The organism is Streptomyces sp. NBC_01788, from assembly GCF_035917575.1.
Classification (GTDB): domain Bacteria; phylum Actinomycetota; class Actinomycetes; order Streptomycetales; family Streptomycetaceae; genus Streptomyces.
Genome location: NZ_CP109090.1, coordinates 5247754 through 5263649 on the forward strand (window position 1 = coordinate 5247754; position 15896 = coordinate 5263649).

Sequence of the window (15896 nt, forward strand, 5' to 3'; positions counted from 1 at the left end):
GTCCTGCTTGGTGAGCTTGTCGGTCATGCCGTGACCTTCCTGCTGGAGAAGGACGTCAGGTGTGCCCTGACCTTCTGCCACGGCGTCGGCGGCAGGCTGCGGCTGGAGCCGCGGGCGTAGTACCGCTCGATGTAGTACTGGCCGACGCTCAGCACCGAGGTCATGATCAGGTACCAGGCGGCGGCGAGGAAGTACATCTCCACCGGGGCGCCGGAGACCTGGCCGATGTCCTGGGCGTAGCGGAACAGCTCCGAGAACTGGACGGCCGCCACGAGCGAGGTCGTCTTCAGCATGTTGATGACCTCGTTGCCGGTCGGCGGCACGATCACCCGCATGGCCTGCGGGATGATGATCCGGCGCAGGGTCTTGGAGTGGCTCATGCCCAGCGCGTGGGCGGCCTCCGTCTGGCCCTCGTCGACGGCGAGCAGACCGGCGCGGCAGATCTCCGCCATGTACGCCGCCTCGTTCAGACCGAGGCCGAGCAGCGCCGTCAGCAACGGCGTCATGAAGTTCGACCAGGTGTCCTTGTAGAGCGGCATCAGGTTGATGTAGTTGAAGACCAGGCCCAGGTTGAACCACAGGAACAGCTGGACCAGGACCGGGGTGCCGCGGAAGAACCAGATGTAGAACCAGGCGATGGTCGAGGTCACCGGGTTCTTCGACAGGCGCATCACGGCCAGGACGATGCCGCCGACGATGCCGATCAGCATCGACAGGACCGTCAGCAGGAGGGTCTTGCCGACGCCGGTCATGATCCGGTCGTCGAAGAAGTAGTCCGGAACCGCGTGCCAGTTGATCCTGCCCTGGCTGAACGCGTAGATGATCGCGACCAGGATCGCGATCGCGACGGTGGCGGTGAGGTACCGCCCGTAGTGCCGGACCGGTATGGCCTTGATGGCCTGCGGTCCGGCCGGGGGCGTGTCCTTGGGCCCCGCCGTCTTGTCGATGTCAGCAGTCACGGGTGTCGCCTCTCAGCGGCTGCTCGGCGCGGTCACTTGCCGCCGTTGATGACGGATTCCTTGACGGCACCGTCCTGGACGCCCCACTTCTCCAGGATCTTCTCGTATTCGCCGTTCTTGATGATCGCGTTCACCGCGGCCTGGAGGGCGTCGCGCAGCTGCGTGTTCGTCTTGCTGACGGCGATGCCGTAGGGGGCCGCCTGGACCTGCGGGCCGACGACCTCGAAGTCGTTGCCGCCGCCGGAGGTCTTCACCGCGTACGCGGCGACCGGGAAGTCGGAGGAGACCGCGTCCGCGCCGCCCGAGCGCAGCCGGGTCTGGGCCTGCTGGTCGTCGTCGAACGGCTCGATGGTGAGCTTCTTGTTGGCCGGGCACTTCTTCGCCTCGGACTTCGCGAGGTCCTCGGAGACCGTGCCGCGCTCCAGGGCGATCTTCTTGCCGCACAGGTCGGACCAGCTGTTGATGCCCTTGGTGTCGCCCTTGCGGGTGTAGATCGAGACACCGGCGGTCAGGTAGTCGACGAAGTCGACGCCCTCGCCGACCTTCTTGCCCGTGCTGGGGTCGATGCCTTCCTGACGGCTCTTGTTGTCCGTCATGGCCGACATGGCGATGTCGTAGCGGTTGGACCGCAGACCAGTGAGCAGGGCGTCGAAGGTGCCGTTCTCGAACTCGAGGGTCACCCCGAGCTGCTTGCCCAGGGCGGCCGCGACGTCGGGGTCGAGACCGACGACCTTGCCGGACTTGTCCTTGAACTCGACCGGCGCGTACGCGATGTCGGAGCCGACCTTGATGGACCCCTTTTCCCGGATCTGGGCCGGGAGCTTGTCGGCCAGCGGGGCGGAGTTCGCCGAGCCCGACGACTTGTCCTTGGTCTGGTCACCGCAGCCGGTGAGAATCAGGGCGCCGGTGACCACGATCGCACCGACCGCAGCTAGCCGGGAGCGCGCGGCGGTCGTACGACGGGTGGAGCGTGTGGTCATGGTGTTCCTCCGGCTGATGGATGGCGCTGCCGACGGGCGACGAGACCACACACCTTCGAGTGTTGCGACCTCGTGTGATTGACCGCATCTTGCCATTCGGGCTGCTCCATTCAGGGGCGTCGCCATGTCAAAATCGGATAACGGGTGACCCCCGAACAGCCCACAGCGGCTCCGGCAAAGCCGGACCATCTGCGGGAATGCCTTCTTCCGGCCGGAGGATCTTCGGCCCGTCTCAGGACGCGGTCCACCGCTGCATGGTGTTTGAGTGCAGTTGGAACCCTGTTGGGTATTCGGCGATGAGTTGTCCCTATATTGGGCCAAGTGCCGCGTCCCCGTCATGTGACCTTGACGTTATGGACTCGTCGTTGACGTCGATCGTCCGGTAAGAAGGTTCTTTACACCCCTCATCCGGGGCTCGAGCGCGTGTGCGGCGCGCCCGTCGCGTAGGTGACCGAAGACATCACTCACGGTCCGTGCGCGGTCCCGCCCGCTCCCACCAGGAGCGGCAACCCTCAAACCATGAAACTTAAGGGGTAAAACGAAGTGGCAGCGGAGATCGTCAATCCTCGCAGCGACAGCGGTACGGACCAGGACGGCGGAGCAGAGCCGCTCGACTCCTTCGATCCGGCCTTCGCGCTGCACCGCGGCGGCAAGATGGCCGTGCAGGCCACTGTGCCCATCCGCGACAAGGACGACCTGTCCCTGGCGTACACGCCCGGCGTCGCGCGCGTTTGTTCCGCCATCGCGGAGCAGCCGGAACTGGTCCACGACTACACGTGGAAGTCGTCCGTGGTCGCCGTCGTGACCGATGGCACGGCTGTTCTGGGGCTCGGTGACATCGGCCCCGAAGCCTCCCTCCCGGTCATGGAGGGCAAGGCGATCCTGTTCAAGCAGTTCGGCGGCGTGGACGCGGTGCCGATCGCGCTGAACTGCACCGACGTCGACGAGATCGTCGAGACCGTGGTGCGCCTCGCGCCGTCCTTCGGCGGTGTGAACCTGGAGGACATCTCGGCCCCCCGGTGCTTCGAGATCGAGCGCAGGCTCCAGGAGCGTCTGGACATCCCGGTCTTCCACGACGACCAGCACGGCACGGCGGTCGTGACCCTCGCGGCGCTGCGCAACGCGGCCCGGCTGAGCGGGCGCGCGATCGGAGAGCTGCGGGCCGTGATCTCGGGCGCGGGCGCGGCCGGTGTGGCCATCGCCAGGATGCTGGTCGAGGCCGGTATCGGCGATGTCGCGGTCGCGGACCGCAAGGGCGTGGTGTCGGCCGACCGCACGGACCTGACGCAGGTCAAGCGCGAGCTGGCCGAGTTCACCAACAAGGCCGGCGTCAGCGGTTCCCTGGAGGACGCGCTGGCCGGCGCCGACGTCTTCATCGGCGTCTCCGGCGGCACGGTGCCGGAGGAGGCCGTGGCGTCGATGGCCGAGGGCGCGTTCGTGTTCGCCATGGCCAACCCGAACCCCGAGGTGCACCCCGAGGTCGCGCACAAGTACGCGGCGGTCGTGGCGACCGGGCGCTCGGACTTCCCCAACCAGATCAACAACGTCCTGGCCTTCCCCGGCATCTTCGCGGGCGCGCTCCAGGTGCGGGCGTCCCGGATCACCGAGGGAATGAAGATCGCGGCGGCCGAGGCGCTGGCCGGGGTCGTCGGCGACGACCTCGCCGCGGACTACGTGATCCCCTCGCCGTTCGACGAGCGGGTGGCACCCGCCGTGACCGCGGCGGTGGCCGCCGCGGCCCGTGCCGAGGGCGTGGCCCGTCGCTGAGCCGAACCGAACGGCCCCGTCCCCTGCGGACGGGGCCGTTCGTCTTTTCCCGCGTCCTGCGTCCTTCGTCCTCCTGTCTGGCAAGAGGGTGAGCGTCACAGAGGTGCGTGGTTCCGTCGGCCGGGGCGCACCCCTAGGGTCAAGGTCATGTTCGCTGTCTACGCCGCCCGAATCGACCGCGACCAGCCGCTGAGCGGCCTGGAGTCGGGGGAGCGCCCGGCCCCCGAGGCCCGTCCCGGCTGGAGCACGGTCAATGTCAGGGCCGCCTCACTGAACCACCACGACCTCTGGTCACTGAGGGGGGTGGGGCTGTCCGAGGACAAGCTGCCCATGATCCTCGGCTGCGACGCCGCCGGTGTCGACGAGGACGGCAACGAGGTCGTCCTGCACTCCGTGATCGGACAGAGCGGGCACGGGGTCGGTCCCGCGGAGCCCCGGTCCATCCTCACCGAGCGCTACCAGGGCACCTTCGCCGAACAGGTGGCCGTGCCGACCTGGAACGTCCTGCCCAAGCCCAAGGAGCTCTCCTTCGAGGAGGCCGCCTGTCTGCCCACGGCGTGGCTGACGGCGTACCGCATGCTCTTCACCAACGCCGGGGTACGCCCCGGCGACTCCGTGCTCGTCCAGGGCGCCGGCGGCGGTGTCGCCACGGCCGCGATCGTGCTCGGCAGGGCGGCCGGGCTGCGGGTGTTCGCCACCAGCCGGGACGAGGCCAAGCGCAGGCGTGCGGTGGAGCTCGGCGCGGTGGACGCACTGGAGCCGGGGGCACGGCTGCCGCAGCGGGTGGACGCGGTGATCGAGACCGTCGGCGCGGCCACCTGGTCGCACTCGGTCAGGTCGCTGCGGCCCGGCGGCACGATCGTCATCTCCGGGGCCACGAGCGGCGACAGGCCGTCCCATGCCGAGCTGACACGCATCTTCTTCCTGGAGCTGAAGGTCGTGGGCTCGACCATGGGCACCAAGGACGAACTGGAGGACCTGCTGTCCTTCTGCGCCGCTACAGGGGTCCGTCCCGTCATCGACGAGGTGCTGCCGCTCGACCGGGCCCGCGAGGGCTTCGAACGGCTGGAGTCGGGCGGCCACTTCGGCAAGGTCGTGCTCACCACCTCCTGACTGCCTCCCCGCCTGTTCTCCGAGCGCCGGGCCCGGGTGTGTCAACTACGGTTGACGCACCCCGGAGTGTCAATGTAGGTTGACGTCATGACCGAAGCAACGGATCTCGCCGAGCGCGCGGGCGACCGCGATCCCCGGGTCGGGCTGCGGGCCGTCGCCGCGCTGCGCCGGCTGCTGGAGCAGCTCGAGGCGGTACAGGTGCGCGGTGCGCGCAACCAGGGCTGGTCGTGGCAGGAGATCGCCGCCGAACTCGGCGTCAGCAGGCAGGCCGTGCACAAGAAGTACGGGAGGCAGTGATGTTCGAACGGTTCACGAAGGACGCCCGGGCCGTGGTGCGGGGGGCGGTGGAGTACGCCGACGACGCGGGAGCGCAGACCGTGGACGCCGAGCACCTTCTGCTCGCCCTGCTCGACCGCGAGGGCAGCCGCGGGTCCTTCGCGCTGGCGGCGCTGGGGCTCGACGAGCACGGGGAGCCCGTGCGGCAGGCGCTGCACGACGCACGGCGGCGCGCCGGCCTGTCCCGGGCGGAGGCCGACGCCCTCGCGGGCCTGGGCATCGACGTCTCGGAGATCGTCTCCCGGGTGGAGGAGACGCACGGCGTCGGGGCGATGTCCGGCGACCGGCGGGGCAAGGGCTCCTGGCCGGGCCGCCGCGCCTTCAGCCGGAGCGCCAAGGACACGCTCGAAAAGGCCCTGCGCACGGCGGCGGCACACCGCGACCGGCACCTCGGCGACGAACACATCCTCCTCGCCCTGACCGTCCGTCCGGGTGTGCCCGCCGAGGCCCTCGCCGACCACGGTGTGACCTACGAGTCGGTGGCCCGCGTGCTGTACGGCGGGGGACAGGCGCGGGCGGCCGGTTGAGCTGAAGGGGATGGCCGCCCGAGTGCACCGGCGGGCGGCCGTCAGACCTTCGGGCGCTGCAGGAGCGAGGCGATGTGGGCCGCCGCCGCGGACAGATGGCCACGGGCCTCGAGGAGTTGGTCGGCGGTGATGCCGTTGTCCCGGGCCGTGTCGCGGATGTCGTCGCGGAAGCGGTCCAGGAGGCGGTCCAGGTCGCGGGCGTGGTCGCCGGTGAGGTCCTCGTGCGCCCAGGCCGGTTCGTAGCGGGCCGGGAAGTCCTCCGGGGTCGTGGAGTACTCGGGGCGGGCCGCGGTGCGGCCGAAGGCGTAGTCCTTGCCGAAGTCGCCGAATTCCTTGGCCAGTTCGGTCAGACCCTCGCGAACCCCCGTGGGCCAGTCACCCCGGTCGAAGTGGTCCTGCACCTGGTCCTGGACCCGCTTGGCGATGCGCTGCAACTCCTCCTGTGCCTGGGCCCGCGCCCGCTCCTGCGCGTCCTTGGCCTGCCGCTTGGCCCGCTGGGCCTCGTCGCGTGCCCTGCGGCTCTCCTCCTTCGCGCGCCGTGCCTGCTCCTTCCACTCCTGCTTGACGCGCCGCATCTCCTCCTTGGCGGCCTGCCAGGCCTCCTTGTCGTCGGCCTTGCCGTGCTCCCCGGGCTCCCCGTGCTTTCCCGAGCCCTCACGGGCCTGGGAGGCGGCCGCGCGCATCTCGCGCCGCAGATCTCCGGCGGCGCCGCGCACATCGGCCCGGATCTCCGCGGCGAGTTCGGCGACGGACTCGCGGATCTCCAGCTCCAGGTCGGCCAGTTCGCCACTGCGGTCGGCCAGCTCGGCGCGGCCCGCGTCCGTGATCGCGTACACCTTGCGGCCGCCCTCGGTGGTGTGCGTGACCAGGCCCTCCGCCTCCAGCTTGGCCAGCCGCGGGTACACCGTGCCCGCCGAGGGGGCGTACAGGCCCTGGAAGCGCTCCTCCAGCAGCCGGATCACCTCGTACCCGTGGCGCGGGGCCTCGTCGAGCAGCTTGAGCAGGTACAGACGGAGTCGGCCATGGGCGAAGACGGGAGGCATGTCAGAGCACCTTCTTGTCGGTCGTGCCATGGGCGCTGCCGCCGCTGGAGTCCTCGGCCGGGAGGGCGTCCCGCGGCTCCGCCTCCCACGGTCCGTCCTCCGCGGGCGGGCGCCGCAGCAGCGCGATGGAGCCGGAGACGGTGGTTGCCTTCAGCCGTCCGTTGCCCGCGCCGAGACGGCCGGTGATCCGCTTGGCCCCCCACTGGCCGCCGACCTTGAGGTCCTCGAAGGCGTTGGACACCGCCCCGCTCGCGGTGTTCGCGTCCACCTGCGCGTCCGCCGGGTGGGGCAGCCGGATGGCGATCTCGCCGGAGACATTGGTCAGGCTCACGTCGGTGGGGCCGCCCGCCGGGTCGAGGTCGACGATCATCGACCCGCTCACCGAGTCCGCCCGCACCGAGGGACCGGCGCCGTCGACCACCGTCAGATCGCCGGAGACCGAGTTGAACCGCAGGTCACCGGAGAGGGCCTGCGCCTCCACGCTCCCCGACACGGTGTCCGCGCGCACCGGACCCGTCAGGCGCACCAAAGTGGTGTCCCCGGAGACGCCCTTGACCTCCGCGCGTCCGCCTATCCCCGAGACCACCGCGCCGGCACCGACCACTCCGAGCTCCACCCGCGTGGTCGCCGGGACGGCCACGGAGACCACGGCGCTGCGCCGCCAGCCCTTGCGGTCCAGCCACTTGAGGAAGCCCTTCCAGGGCAGGTCCTCGTACGCCACCGTCAGCGTCCCGCCCTGCTGGGTGACCACCAGGGGCGGCCCCTCGATCTCCGAGACCTCCAGGCGGGCCGGACCCTCGTCCACCCCCACGACGTTCACCGCTCCGTGCACGATGCGGACGTTGAGCGCGGTCACAGGCTCGTCGAAGGTGAGCTTCCTGGGCTCACCGACGGACCACTCGGACATGGTGCAGACCTCCCCGGGCCGGACGCGACACGCCATATCGCGTCGTCTGCAATCCACGATATATCGCGTCCCGGGGAAGTCAAGACACTCGTACGGGTGAGGCGAGCGCGTGCCGCCGGAAAAGGCGGACCGGGGCAGACTCCAGAAAACAGACAGGGCGCCCCCAAGGGGGCGCCCCGCGCCGAGCAGACGGCCGGTCCTACTCGTCGTCCTCGTCGTCCAGCCGGGCCAGCCAGGTCGCCAGCCGCTCCACCGGTACCTCGAAGTCCGGATTGAGGTCGACGAAGGTCCGCAGCTGCTCGGCCAGCCACTCGAAGGTGACCTCCTCCTCGCCCCGCCGCTTCTCCAGCTCTTCGATGCCACGGTCTGTGAAGTACATGGAGTCAAGGATAGGCGCGCCGAAACGACCGGGCCGCACCCCCGTTTCAGGGGTGCGGCCCGGTCAGGTGCGAACCGAGGAAGCGGTTACGCCTCGAACACCTCGCGCACCAACTGCTCCTGCTCCGCCTGGTGCCGCTTCGCGGAACCGACGGCCGGGGAGGAGCCGTGCGGACGGGAGATGCGGCGCAGGCGCTCGCCGGCCGGGATGTCCGCGCCGACCGCCAGGTCCAGGTGGTCGATGAGGTTCAGGGCGATGAACGGCCACGCGCCCTGGTTCGCCGGCTCCTCCTGGGCCCAGAGGTACTTCTCCGCGTTCGGGTACTTGGCGATCTCGGCCTGGAGCTCGGCACCCGGCAGCGGGTAGAGCCGCTCGAGGCGGATAATCGCCGTCTCGGCAGCTGCAGCGTCGGTCACGCCGCGCTTCTTCCGCTCGGCGTCCAGGTCGTAGTAGACCTTGCCCGCCGTGAAGACGACCTTCTTGACCGCCGCCGGGTCCACCGACGCGTCGCCGATGACCGGACGGAACTGGCCCGCGGTGAACTCCTCCGCCTTCGAGGCCGCGGCCTTCAGGCGCAGCATCGACTTCGGGGTGAAGACGACCAGCGGCTTGTGGTGCGGGTTGTGCACCTGCCACCGCAGGAGGTGGAAGTAGCTCGACGGCAGGGTCGGCATCGCGACCGTCATGTTGTTCTGCGCGCAGAGCTGGAGGAACCGCTCCGGGCGGGCGGAGGAGTGGTCCGGGCCCTGGCCCTCGTAGCCGTGCGGCAGGAGCAGGGTGACGCCGGAGGTCTGGCCCCACTTCTGCTCGGCGGAGGAGATGAACTCGTCCACCACCGTCTGGGCGCCGTTGGTGAAGTCGCCGAACTGGGCTTCCCACATCACCAGCGCGTCCGGGCGGGCCAGCGAGTAGCCGTACTCGAAGCCCATCGCCGCGTACTCGGACAGCAGCGAGTCGTAGACGTTGTACCGGGCCTGGTCCTCGGACAGGTACAGCAGCGGGGTGAAGTCCTCGCCCGTCTCACGGTCGATGATCACCGCGTGCCGCTGGCCGAAGGTGCCGCGGCGGGAGTCCTGGCCGGACAGCCGGACCGGGACGCCCTCAAGGAGCAGCGAGCCGATGGCGAGGGTCTCGCCCATGCCCCAGTCGATCGTGCCGTCCTCGACCATCGCCGCCCGGCGCTGGAGCTGCGGCAGCAGCCGCGGGTGGACGGTGATGTGGTCGGGGATGTTGACCTGGGACTCGGCGATGCGCTTGACGACCTCGGCGGAGACGGCCGTGGAGACCGCGACCGGGAAGCCGTCCTGCGGCGCCTGGACGTCACCGGAGGCCGGCTGGGCGGTGGCCTCGCGGACCTCGGTGAAGACCTTCTCCAGCTGACCCTGGTAGTCCTGCAGTGCCTGCTCGGCCTCTTCCAGGGTGATGTCGCCCCGGCCGATCAGCGACTCGGTGTAGAGCTTGCGCACCGAGCGCTTCTTGTCGATCAGGTCGTACATCAGCGGCTGGGTGAAGGCCGGGTTGTCCGACTCGTTGTGACCGCGGCGGCGGTAGCAGATGAGGTCGATCACCACGTCCTTGTTGAACGCCTGGCGGAACTCGAAGGCGAGCCGCGCCACGCGGACCACGGCCTCCGGGTCGTCGCCGTTCACGTGGAAGATCGGGGCCTCGATCATCCTCGCCACGTCCGTCGCGTACATGGAGGAACGCGAGGACTCCGGGGCGGCCGTGAAGCCGACCTGGTTGTTGATGACGATGTGGACCGTGCCGCCGGTGCGGTAGCCGCGCAGCTGCGACATGTTCAGGGTCTCGGCCACCACGCCCTGGCCCGCGAAGGCCGCGTCGCCGTGGATGGCCACCGGCAGGACCGTGAAGTCCGTGCCGCCCTTGTTGATGATGTCCTGCTTGGCGCGGGAGACGCCCTCCAGGACCGGGTCCACCGCCTCCAGGTGGGAGGGGTTGGCCACCAGCGAGACGTTGATCTGCTCGCCGTCCAGGCCGGTGAACGTGCCCTCGGCGCCCAGGTGGTACTTCACGTCGCCGGAGCCGTGCATCGACTTCGGGTCGAGGTTGCCCTCGAACTCGCGGAAGATCTGCGCGTACGACTTGCCGACGATGTTGGCCAGGACGTTGAGGCGGCCGCGGTGGGCCATGCCGATGACGACCTCGTCCAGGCGGGACTCCGCCGCCGAGTCGATGACCGCGTCGAGCAGCGGGATGACGGACTCGCCGCCCTCCAGGGAGAACCGCTTCTGGCCGACGTACTTCGTCTGCAGGAAGGTCTCGAAGGCCTCGGCCGCGTTCAGCCGGCGCAGGATGCGCAGCTGCTCCTCGCGCTCCGGCTTGGAGTGCGGGCGCTCCACGCGGTCCTGGATCCACCTGCGCTGCCTGGGGTCCTGGATGTGCATGAACTCGATGCCGACCGTGCGGCAGTACGAGTCGCGCAGCACGCCGAGGATGTCGCGCAGCTTCATCAGCGTCTTGCCGGCGAAGCCGCCGACCGCGAAGTCGCGCTCCAGGTCCCACAGGGTGAGCCCGTGCTCGGTGATGTCCAGGTCGGGGTGCTTGCGCTGCTGGTACTCCAGCGGGTCGGTGTCGGCCATGACGTGGCCGCGGACCCGGTAGGAGTGGATCAGCTCGAAGACGCGGGCGGCCTTCGTGACGTCGTCGTCGTGCGAGGCGTCGATGTCCTTGAGCCAGCGGACCGGCTCGTAAGGGATGCGCAGCGACTTGAAGATGTCGTCGTAGAAGTCGTGCTCGCCGAGCAGCAGGTTGGCGACGGCGCGCAGGAACTCGCCGGAGGCGGCGCCCTGGATGACCCGGTGGTCGTAGGTCGACGTGAGCGTCATGACCTTGGAGATGCCGAGCTTGTTCAGGGTGTCCTGGGAGGTGCCCTGGAACTCCGCCGGGTAGTCCATGGAGCCGACGCCCATGATCACCGACTGGCCGGGCATCAGCCGCGGCACGGAGTGGACCGTGCCGAGACCGCCGGGGTTGGTGAGGGAGACGGTGACGCCGGTGAAGTCGTCCATCGTCAGCTTGTTGTCGCGGGCACGACGGACGATGTCCTCGTAGGCCTGCCAGAACTCGAAGAAGTTCAGCGTCTCGGCCTTCTTGATGGCGGCCACGACGAGCTGGCGGTCGCCGTTGGGCTTCACCAGGTCGATGGCCAGGCCGAGGTTGACGTGGTCCGGCTTGACCAGCGTGGGCTTGCCGTCCTTCTGCGCGAAGGACCAGTTCATCGACGGCATCTGCTTGATGGCCTGGACCATCGCGTAGCCGATGATGTGCGTGAAGGAGATCTTCCCGCCGCGAGCCCGCTTGAGGTGGTTGTTGATGACGATGCGGTTGTCGAACAGCAGCTTCACCGGGACGGCGCGCACGGACGTGGCCGTGGGCAGCTCCAGCGAGGCGCTCATGTTCTTCGCGACCGCGGCGGAGGGGCCGCGCAGCGTGACGAGCTCCGGACCGGCGGGAGCCTCGACGGCGGGCTTCTCCGGCGCCGGGGCCTGAGTCACGGGCTTCGCGGGCGCCGGAGCGGCGGCCGCGGGCCGGGGGGCGGCCGGAGGCTGCACGGGAGCGGCCGGCGCGGCGGACTGGGGAGCGGGCCTGGCAGGGGCGGCCGGCGCGGCGGCGGGCGCCGCCTGAGCCGGGGTGGTGGTCTCCGCGGCCCCCGCGGCCGCGGTACCCGCCGGAGCCTGCGGGGCTGCGGCCCCCGGCTTGTAGTCGGCGAAGAAGTCCCACCAGGCGCGGTCTACGGAGTTCGGGTCCTGGAGGTACTGCTGATAGATCTCGTCGACGAGCCACTCATTGGCACCGAACGCGGCCGCGGAGGTCTTCCCGGCTTGGTCGGTGTCGGTCGAGATGCTCGAGTTACTGGGGGACTGTGGCGACACGGCGGCAACCGCCCTCTTCCGCTTCACAAGAATGATGGACAGCGGGAATAAAGGCTACGCCCCCGAGAGGGGGAAGGTCAGGTCGGGCCACTCCTTCGTCATGTAAGTCACATCAAAACCTGGGTTTCGGGACTTGAAATGGCGGGAAACAAGCGTAGTTCCGCTGCGCCAGGGAAGGGCGGACCCGGGCCTGACCCCTGTGGGATGCAGGCCCCTGCCTGATCACACGTGTCCGCCTGCGGGGATGCTCGTGGATCTTGGGGTTCGCGATCGAACTTTACGTCAACTTGGCAAAGACGGCAGACCCGGAAGAGTGACAAGGATCCGGCAGCCCCGCTCGGATTCGGCCACACCGATCCGGCCGCCGTGCAGGTCCACCGCCCAGCGGGCGATCGCCAGACCGAGTCCGGTGCCGCCGTCGCTGCCCGGACCGTGCGGCCGGTGCACCGCGCCCCGGTCGAAACGCTCGAAGACGCGGTGCCACTCCGAACGCGGGATGCCGGGCCCCTCGTCCAGGACCTCGAGCTCCAGCGAGTGCGGCCGCGCACCGCGCCGCGCCTTCACCGTCACGCGCCCGTGCGGCGGGCTGTGCTTGACCGCGTTGTCGATCAGGTTGGCGACCACCTGGTGGATGCGCTCGGGGTCGGCGTGCGCGGTCAGGTCGGACGGGAAGACGTCCAGGTGCAGATGGACGTCCGTACGGGTGTGGCTGCCGGAGCCGGAGGCGATGCCCGCGCGGGCCGAGGCGACCATGTTGGCCTCCTTCAGCACGCCCGCCAGGTAGGGCCACACCTCGAAGCGGCGCAGCTTGAGCGGCACCACGCCGTTGTCCAGCCGGGACAGGTCAAGGAGCGTCTCCACCAGCCGGCCCAGCCGCTCGGTCTGCTTCAGCGCCGTGCGCATGGTCTCGGGGTCGGCCTCCGTGACCCCGTCGACGATGTTCTCCAGCACCGCGCGCAGGCCCGCGATGGGCGTGCGCAGCTCGTGCGAGACGTTCGCCACCAGCTCCTTGCGCTGGCGGTCCTCGGCCTCCAGGTCGTCGGCCATGCGGTTGATCGTCTGGGCCAGGTCGCCCAGCTCGTCCCGGCGGTTCTCGCGCACCCGGCGCGTGTAGTCGCCGTGCGAGATGGAGCGGGCCACCGTGTTCATCTCGTCCAGCGGCGCGGTGAGCGAGTGCGCCACGAACTGCGTGATGAGCAGGGTGGCGATCATCGAGAAGACCGTGATGAACCGCAGCTCCGTCGCCGTGCGCACGGCGATCAGCAGCAGACCCGTGGTGATCAGCACCGATATGACGACCAGTGCGCCCAGCTTGGTCTTGATCGAGAACGGGCGTACGCCACCCCAGGGCTCGCCCTGGTTCCTCCGTGCGGCCGGCCCGTCCCTCATGGCGTCGGTGTCTCCAGGGCGTAGCCCACGCCGTGCACCGTGCGGATCCGCTCCGCGCCGATCTTCCGGCGCAGCGCCTTGATGTGGCTGTCCACGGTCCGGGTGCCGGAGGCGTCCGCCCAGTCCCACACCTCCGCAAGGAGCTGCTCGCGCGAGAGCACCGCGCGCGGGGTGTTCGCCAGGCACACCAGCAGGTCGAACTCGGTGGGCGTGAGGTGGACGTCCTCGCCGCGCACGCGCACCCGGCGCTGGGCGTGGTCGATCTCCAGCTCGCCCAGGCGCAGTATGCCGCTGCGCGGGGTCGCCGCGGCCAGCGCGGCCCGCTCCATGCGGCGCAGCAGCACATGCACGCGTGCGGCCAGCTCCCGCATCGAGAACGGCTTGGTCATGTAGTCGTCGGCGCCGACCCCGAGGCCGACCAGCATGTCGGTCTCGTCGTCCCGCGCGGTGAGCATCATCACCGGCACCGGGCGCTGGGCCTGCACGCGGCGGCAGACCTCCAGGCCGTCGAAGCCGGGCAGCATGATGTCGAGGATCAGCAGGTCCGGCTGCCAGGCCTCGGCGGTGTCGACGGCTGCCGGGCCGTCGCCCGCGGTCTGCACGAGGAATCCCTCGGCGCGCAGGCGGGTGGCGATGGCATCCATGATGGTCTGGTCGTCCTCGACCACCAGGACCCGGCGCTGAGCGCCCGGGGTGGCCGTCGTGCCGTTGTGCGCGGTGTGTGTCTGCTCCATCGCCCGCCCCTGAGTGTGCTTTCCGGAATCCGTGGGGTGATCCCTTGACTGCGCGTAGTTGCGATTGACGCTTGAATGATCGGCGCCAGGGGAGCAGCGTACGGGGACCGGCCGCGCCTTTGCTATCCAGGTCGGACCGCGAGGTGCACGACGTCCGGAACGCCCCGGGCAACGGGGACCTCTTCGGTGCGCACCTGTCGGAATCCGACATTCCGCAAGGTTCCTTCAAATTCCGCAGATGGCTTCGCGGACCACACCGCGAGCACCCCGCCGGGCCTCAACGCCCTGGAGCAGCTTGCCAGTCCGGCCGGCCCGTACAGCTCCTCGTTGTCCTCGGTGACCGTCCAGTCGGGGCCGTTGTCGATGTCCAGGCACAGCGCGTCGAACGTGTCGTATGTCTCATTGACGTAGGCGACCATGTCGCCTTCCACGACCTCGGTGCGCGGGTCGGCCAGCGCGTCCGCGGTCAGCTCGGCGAGGGCGCCGTCGCGGTGCCAGTCGATGATCGCGCGTTCGCGTTCGACAACAGTGATCCGTCCCCAGTGCGGGTCCGCCGCGGCGTGCGCGAGTGAGAAGCCGACGCCGAGGCCGCCGATCAGCACGCTCGGCGCACGCCGCTCCGGCAGCGCGGCCAGCGCCGCGTCGACCAGGAGGCGCTCGGAGCGCCCGTCGGAGGTGTCCATCAGGAAGCAGCCGTTGGCGATGATCTGCAGCAGCGCCCCGTGCCGGCGCAGCACGACCTCGCCGTAGGGGCCCTCGCGGCGGTCCAGCACCTCAGGGGCGTCGTAGGAGCCGGTCATGGGGTCATCCTGCCCCAACGGGCCCGTAAGCCCACATGAATTAGGGGTGACACCCGTGTGCGAGCGCCCGGCGGGCCGCGCGCCGCCGGGGTGTCCGGGTCGCGGGGGCCGCCGGGAACTTAATAGGTTGCTGAGAATCGCCGCGTGGGTGGCGTCGGTCATGGACAGGGGCGCCGGGGACACGAAGTGTGGGGCGCGACGGAAGGAGCGCCGCACCGTGGATCGGACCGCGACGGCCGGCCCCCCGGACTCGCCGACACCTTCGGGGTCGCCTCAGCCTCCGGCGCAGGTGCCGCAGGCGCTGGACGGGATGCCGCAGCAGCGGGCGGGCGACGCCGCCCCGGTGGACGCGGGTGGGGAGCCGGCTCGCTCGGCGCGGCCCGCCGCGGGGCTGCGCGGTCTGCGTCCGTGGCGGCTGCTGCCCAGCCCCACGGGCACCCCGTTCACCTTCGGGTACACGGCCCTGCTCGCCGTCACCTCGCTCGTCGCCCGGTACGCCGATCCCGCGGTGGTGGACGCCCTGCACCAGAGCTCCAGCACGGACGTCGCCCATCTGGTGCGGGCGCCCCTGCTGGTGCTGCCCGCCAGCGCGCTGTGGATCGCGGGCGGCGTCGTGTCGGCGTACTCCCTCTGCTTCCTGCTGGTGCTCACCGCGCTGGAGCGGCGGATAGGCGGACCGCGTACCGCCGGTGTGTTCCTGTTCGGGCACGTGCTGGCCACCCTCGCCACCGAGGTCCCCGTCGGGCTCGCGGTGCTCGCGGGCCGCCTGCCGGGCAGCTCGGCGCACCGCCTCGACTACGGCATCAGCTTCGGTGTCGCGGCCAGCCTCGGCGCCCTGGCCGGTCTGCTCACGCCCTGGCTGCGCTGGCCCCTGCTCCTCGTGTTCGTGGCCCTGCTGGTCCAGGACCTGACGGGCTTCGTCGACCCGATGACGAGCTGCGGCCATCTGATCGCGGTGGGGCTCGGCGTGGCGACGTGGCCGGTGATACGCCGCTGGCGCCGGGCACGTGCCGCGGAGTGATCGCTCAGAGCGAACAGGTGTCGGGGAACAATCGATCCGCCCCATGCA

The 15896-nt window shown here is 70.1% G+C and carries 14 protein-coding genes; 5 read left to right on the forward strand and 9 right to left on the reverse strand.

Features of this window, described 5'->3' with window-relative positions; all coding sequences use genetic code 11:
- Positions 1-23 precede the first annotated feature (23 nt).
- Together OIE49_RS23895 and OIE49_RS23900 are read right to left on the reverse strand one after the other, a co-directional pair.
- On the reverse strand, positions 24-959 hold the full coding sequence (locus tag OIE49_RS23895) for an amino acid ABC transporter permease (RefSeq protein WP_326804065.1): 936 nt from the start codon (positions 957-959) through the stop codon (positions 24-26).
- 32 nt (positions 960-991) lie between these two features.
- A complete protein-coding gene (locus OIE49_RS23900) occupies positions 992-1939 on the reverse strand; it encodes an ABC transporter substrate-binding protein (RefSeq protein WP_326804066.1) in 948 nt (315 codons plus the stop codon).
- A gap of 543 nt (positions 1940-2482) precedes the next feature.
- Here OIE49_RS23900 and OIE49_RS23905 point away from each other — a divergent pair.
- From OIE49_RS23905 to OIE49_RS23920, 4 genes are all read left to right on the forward strand, one after another.
- Entirely contained in the window at positions 2483-3706 is a 1224-nt protein-coding gene (locus tag OIE49_RS23905) for an NAD(P)-dependent malic enzyme (RefSeq protein WP_100568115.1), read from the forward strand.
- A gap of 147 nt (positions 3707-3853) precedes the next feature.
- On the forward strand, positions 3854-4819 hold the full coding sequence (locus tag OIE49_RS23910; RefSeq protein ID WP_326804067.1) for a zinc-binding dehydrogenase: 966 nt from the start codon (positions 3854-3856) through the stop codon (positions 4817-4819).
- A gap of 87 nt (positions 4820-4906) precedes the next feature.
- Positions 4907-5116: a helix-turn-helix domain-containing protein gene (locus OIE49_RS23915; RefSeq protein WP_037745578.1), complete on the forward strand. Its 210-nt coding sequence runs from the start codon at positions 4907-4909 to the stop codon at positions 5114-5116.
- Positions 5116-5682 carry a Clp protease N-terminal domain-containing protein gene (locus tag OIE49_RS23920; protein ID WP_326804068.1) on the forward strand — a complete coding sequence of 189 codons (567 nt, stop codon included), beginning with the start codon at positions 5116-5118 and terminating at the stop codon, positions 5680-5682. The genes OIE49_RS23915 and OIE49_RS23920 overlap by 1 nt, the downstream gene beginning before the upstream one ends.
- Before the next feature lie 41 nt (positions 5683-5723).
- On the opposite strand, the gene OIE49_RS23925 is transcribed toward OIE49_RS23920, so the two are convergent.
- From OIE49_RS23925 to OIE49_RS23955, 7 genes are all read right to left on the reverse strand, one after another.
- Complete coding sequence (locus OIE49_RS23925; protein ID WP_326804069.1) at positions 5724-6725, reverse strand: PadR family transcriptional regulator; 1002 nt, start codon at positions 6723-6725, stop codon at positions 5724-5726.
- Between the two features lies 1 nt (position 6726).
- Positions 6727-7632, reverse strand: a complete 906-nt coding sequence (locus OIE49_RS23930; protein ID WP_326804070.1) for a DUF4097 family beta strand repeat-containing protein — start codon at positions 7630-7632, stop codon at positions 6727-6729.
- Positions 7633-7831: 199 nt separating this feature from the next.
- The gene (locus tag OIE49_RS23935; RefSeq protein WP_003992906.1) at positions 7832-8011 is read right to left on the reverse strand and encodes a DUF6104 family protein; all 180 of its coding nucleotides are present in this window, start codon (positions 8009-8011) and stop codon (positions 7832-7834) included.
- Between the two features lie 86 nt (positions 8012-8097).
- Positions 8098-11904, reverse strand: coding sequence for a multifunctional oxoglutarate decarboxylase/oxoglutarate dehydrogenase thiamine pyrophosphate-binding subunit/dihydrolipoyllysine-residue succinyltransferase subunit (locus tag OIE49_RS23940; protein ID WP_326804071.1), 3807 nt, complete (start codon positions 11902-11904; stop codon positions 8098-8100).
- 282 nt (positions 11905-12186) lie between these two features.
- A complete protein-coding gene (locus tag OIE49_RS23945) occupies positions 12187-13293 on the reverse strand; it encodes a HAMP domain-containing sensor histidine kinase (protein ID WP_100568111.1) in 1107 nt (368 codons plus the stop codon).
- Positions 13290-14027: a response regulator transcription factor gene (locus tag OIE49_RS23950; RefSeq protein WP_100568110.1), complete on the reverse strand. Its 738-nt coding sequence runs from the start codon at positions 14025-14027 to the stop codon at positions 13290-13292. The genes OIE49_RS23945 and OIE49_RS23950 overlap by 4 nt, the downstream gene beginning before the upstream one ends.
- 122 nt (positions 14028-14149) lie before the next feature.
- A complete protein-coding gene (locus OIE49_RS23955) occupies positions 14150-14827 on the reverse strand; it encodes a spermidine synthase (RefSeq protein ID WP_100568109.1) in 678 nt (225 codons plus the stop codon).
- Positions 14828-15044: 217 nt separating this feature from the next.
- Here OIE49_RS23955 and OIE49_RS23960 point away from each other — a divergent pair, with 217 nt between their 5' ends.
- Positions 15045-15848, forward strand: a complete 804-nt coding sequence (locus tag OIE49_RS23960) for a rhomboid-like protein (RefSeq protein WP_326804072.1) — start codon at positions 15045-15047, stop codon at positions 15846-15848.
- The last annotated feature ends 48 nt before the right edge of the window (positions 15849-15896 follow it).